Below are 4,158 nucleotides of genomic sequence, written 5' to 3' on the forward strand. Positions count from 1 at the left end.
TCCCCGAAGACGGCCAGCGTCCACGTCTCCAACATCCTCGCCAAGCTGGGCGTCTCCGGGCGGGGGGAGGCGGCGGCGGTGGCGCACCGGCTCGGTCTGTTCGCGGCGGAGACGGGTGAACGGCTGGCGGCGGGACAATAGGTGTGCGATCCATTCGTCCCTGGGGAGGGGAGCGATGTTCAACGCTTTCGAGGAACTGTTCGCCCCCGGCCGTAAACACACGCGCGACGAGCAGAACCGTCTGGAGCTGACCCGGGAGGACGTCGGCGACGCCGACCCCGGACGCGGGCCGATAGACCTCGCGTCCGGAAAGGTCACCGTGCGCCCGTCGGCCGTCCCGGAGGAGGAACCCGACGAGGCGTGAGCGCCGCTCAGCTCACCTCCAGCTCCAGGATCCGGTCGTCGCCCTCCTTCGGATCGCCGCGCCCGTCCGTGTTGCTGGTGACCAGCCAGAGCTTGTTGCCGCTCGCCGGGACCACCGTGCGCAGGCGGCCGTACTCGTCCTCCAGGAAGGCCTCCGGGTCCGCCGAGGCCTCCGTGCCCTTCAGGGGTATGCGCCACAGCCGGTCGCCGCCCAGGCCGGCCATCCAGATCGAGCCCCCGGCGTAGGCGATACCGCTGGGGGAGGCCTCGTCCGTGGTCCACTGGTCGACCGGGTCGTGGAAGCCGCTGTCGTCCGACTCGCCCTCCGCCTCCGGCCAGCCGTAGTTGTCGCCCGGCGTGATCGCGTTCAGCTCGTCCCAGGTGTCCTGGCCGAACTCCGAGGCGAACAGCCGCTGCTCGGCGTCCCAGGCCAGCCCCTGCACATTGCGGTGGCCGTACGAGTACACCGGGGAGCCGGGGAACGGGTTGCCCGGGGCCGGCTCGCCCTCCGGGGTCAGCCGCAGGATCTTGCCGCCCAGGGACTCCTTGTCCTGGGACAGGCCCGTGTCACCGCTCTCGCCCGTGCCCGCGTACAGCATCCTGTCCGGGCCGAAGGCGATCCGGCCACCGTTGTGGATCTCGCCCTTGGGGATGCCCCGGAAGACCGTGTCCGGCGCGCCGAGCTGCTCACCGGCCGGCTTCTCCGCGTCGTAGATCATGCGGACGACGCGGTTGTCGGAGGCCGAGGTGAAGTACGCGTAGATCATGCGGTCCGAGGCGTACTCGGGGGAGAGGGCGATGCCGAGCAGGCCGCCCTCGCCGGACGGCGAAACCCCGGGCACCTCGCCCAGCTCGGTCTTCTCGCCGGTCCCGCCGTCGACCCGGGTGATCGTCGCCTCGTCCCGGGAGGAGACCAGCAGGTCGCCGTCGGCCAGCGGGGCCAGGCCCCAGGGAGTGCTCAGGCCCGTGGTCACCGTGCGGACCACCTTCACCGAGCCCTTCGCGGGCGGCGTCTCCTCCGCGCTCCCCTCCGGCGACGACGACCCCGTCGCCGTACCGCTCGGGGCGGCGCCGGTGTCCGAGCCGCCCGGCGGTCCCCCGTCGTCGGAGGAGCAGCCGGCGGTCAGCAGGAGCGCGGCGGCGGCCAGTACGGCCGTCACGGCTCGTCGTTGCACGATCTCGTCCCTTCGACGCGGCGGGTCCTACCTGTCATACACCGCTCGTGCCTCCGAAGTTCCCGATCGCGGAACCCCGAACCGCAGGGATCGCCGCCGCCGGCCCGTCGGTCAGTCCCACGACCCCTGTGCCGCGGGCAGCTCCGCGATCTCCGCGAGGTCGCGTTCCGTCAGGCGCAGGTCCACCGCGGCCGCGTTCTCCACGACCCACCGCTCCCGCTTGGCACCGGGGACCGGGATCACCTGGCGGCCCCGGCCCAGCACCCAGGCCAGCGCCACCTGCGCCGGGGTGACGTGCTCGCCGTGCCGGCGGGCGACGCGGCGCAGGCCGGCCACGATCGGCTGGTTCGCGGCCATCATCTCGGCCGTGAAGCGGGGGTGCCGGGCGCGCAGGTCGTCCGCCTCGAAGCCCACGCCGGGCGTCAGCGTCCCGGTCAGGAAGCCGTTGCCCAGCGGCATCGCCGCCAGGAAGCCGATCCCCCGCGACGCGCACCACGGCAGCAGCGCCCGCAGCGCCTCCGGCGACCACACCGACAGCTCCGCCTCGACCGCGCTCACCGGAAAGACCTGCTGCACCCGCTCCAGCTGCCGGATCGTCACGTCGTGCGGCCGCGCCCCCGACCGCCGCGCCGAACGCGCCCCCACCGCGCACAGCCCCAACGCTCGTACCTTTCCCGCCTGTACGAGCTCCGCCATCGCACCCCAGGTCTCCTCGACCGGGACCTCCGGGTCGGCGCGGTGCAGCTGGTAGAGGTCGATGACATCGGTCTGGAGCCGGCGCAGCGACGCGTCGCAGGCCCTTCTCACGTAGCCGGGGCGGCCGTTGGCCACGATGTGCTGATCACCCACCAGCAGCCCGACCTTCGTGGACACGAAGGCGTCGGAGCGCCGCTCCTTCAACACCCGGCCGAGCAGCAGCTCGTTGGTGAACGGACCGTACATGTCGGCGGTGTCGAGGAGCGTCGAGCCCGCGTCCAGCGCCCGGTGCACCGCCCTGAGCGACTCCTCGCCGCGCTGCCGGGACGTGCTGTAACCCCAGCTCATCGGCATGCACCCGAGTCCGACGGCCCCCACCGCGAGCGCCCCCGCGCCGATCGTCCTGCGCTCCACCTGGTCGTGACCCTCCCTCTCCGGTCCTCCAACCTAACCTCTGCGCTCCCGCACTCCTGAACTAGCCTCCGGAGCATGAACGCTGCTGACGTATGGCTTCCCATCCCGCCGGACGAGATCGAGGGCCTCCCCGAAGGGCCGCACTACCGTTTCTGGGACGGCGGTGAGGAGTTCCCCGCCGACCCGGCCGACTGCGTCTTCTACGTCGTGCCGTACATGAAGCCCGCCGGGGTCGGTGTACGGCCGATGCCCCTGATGCGCTCCGTCCGCGTCGTACAGACCCTGTCGGCCGGCACCGACCACGTGGAGCCCGGTCTGAAGCACCTGCCCGCCGGCGTACGGCTGTGCAACGCGCGCGGTGTGCACGAGGCCAGCACCGCCGAGCTCACGCTCGCGCTGATCCTGGCCTCCCTGCGGGGCATCCCCGATTTCGTGCGGGCACAGGACAAGGGGGAGTGGCGCGGCGGGTTCCGGCCCGCGCTCGCCGACAAGAACGTGCTCATCGTGGGGTACGGCTCGATCGGCGCGGCCATCGAGGACCGGCTCGTTCCGTTCGAGCTCGCGCGGGTGGCGCGCGTCGCGCGCTCCGCACGCACCACGGAGCGCGGGCCGGTGCACCCGCTCACCGAACTGCCCGCCCTGCTCCCGGAGGCGGACGTCGTCGTCCTCTCCACGCCGCTGACCGAGGCCACCCGGCACCTCGTGGACGCCGGATTCCTGGCCCGGATGAAGGACGGCGCCCTGCTGGTGAACGTGGCCCGCGGCGGCGTCGTCGACACCAAGGCGCTGCTCAACGAGGTGGAGAGCGGCCGCATCACCGCGGCCCTCGACGTCACCGACCCCGAACCGCTGCCCTCGGAACATCCCCTGTGGCGGGCGCCGGGCGTCCTCATCAGCCCGCACGTCGGCGGACCCACCTCCGCCTTCCGGCCGCGCGCCGAGCGGTTGCTGGTCAATCAGTTGCGCCGTCACCTGAACCAGGAGGAGCCCGGCAACGTGGTTCTGGTGACGGGAGCGGGAGACCTGTAGTCCGTTTCGAGTACCGTCCGCGTTTCTCCGGGCGCGGTGGGTACTCATACATCAGTTGATCGTTACGGAGCGTAGAGAACCTATGTCCCTGAGTGACGATGCTGGTGTATCGTCCCGACAGGGGCCGCGCCGCTGACCATCGGCGCGGGGGCAGGACACTGAGGACAGTGAGGGGGGCGACGGGCGATGCACGGCCTAGGGACGAGCGATCCGACGCGGCGGAGCCGTCGGCGACGACCGTGGCGCACGGCCGCGCGCTGCCGCGGCCACCACATCCGGCACGGCGGCCCTCACGACGGTTCCGACCGCCACCCCCACCGGCACGGCGGCCGCGGAAGGCATGCCCCCCCGGTGCACCGGCGGCGAAGGGAGTGCTGCCCGGACCGTGCCGGGGGCACGGGGCCCGGCGCGCACTCCCCCACTGCCCGAAGGGGCGTGGGCGGTGCCCCCGGCATGAGCCGGACGACACCCCCCGAGGGCC

5 protein-coding genes are annotated in these 4,158 nt (G+C 72.6%); 3 read left to right on the top strand and 2 right to left on the bottom strand.

What is annotated here, in order from left to right; genetic code table 11:
* Both B7767_RS24255 and B7767_RS24260 read left to right on the top strand, forming a co-directional pair.
* A partial coding sequence (locus B7767_RS24255; RefSeq protein ID WP_085574061.1) for a LuxR C-terminal-related transcriptional regulator occupies nt 1-141 on the top strand: 141 nt, incomplete at its 5' end.
* 34 nt (nt 142-175) lie between these two features.
* Complete coding sequence (locus B7767_RS24260; RefSeq protein ID WP_085574062.1) at nt 176-364, top strand: DUF6191 domain-containing protein; 189 nt, start codon at nt 176-178, stop codon at nt 362-364.
* A gap of 7 nt (nt 365-371) precedes the next feature.
* Here B7767_RS24260 and B7767_RS24265 read toward each other — a convergent pair whose 3' ends face one another.
* Nucleotides 372-1,538 (bottom strand): sorbosone dehydrogenase family protein, encoded by a 1,167-nt coding sequence (locus B7767_RS24265; RefSeq protein ID WP_256923547.1) that lies wholly within the window; start codon nt 1,536-1,538, stop codon nt 372-374.
* A 111-nt stretch (nt 1,539-1,649) separates the two neighbouring features.
* Nucleotides 1,650-2,648, bottom strand: a complete 999-nt coding sequence (locus B7767_RS24270) for an aldo/keto reductase (RefSeq protein WP_085574064.1) — start codon at nt 2,646-2,648, stop codon at nt 1,650-1,652.
* A gap of 75 nt (nt 2,649-2,723) precedes the next feature.
* Here B7767_RS24270 and B7767_RS24275 point away from each other — a divergent pair, with 75 nt between their 5' ends.
* On the top strand, nt 2,724-3,677 hold the full coding sequence (locus tag B7767_RS24275) for a 2-hydroxyacid dehydrogenase (protein WP_085574065.1): 954 nt from the start codon (nt 2,724-2,726) through the stop codon (nt 3,675-3,677).
* Nucleotides 3,678-4,158: the final 481 nt, after the last annotated feature.

Origin of the sequence: Streptomyces sp. 13-12-16 (genome assembly GCF_002114215.1) — a bacterium.
In the GTDB taxonomy this organism is placed as follows: Bacteria; Actinomycetota; Actinomycetes; order Streptomycetales; family Streptomycetaceae; genus Streptomyces.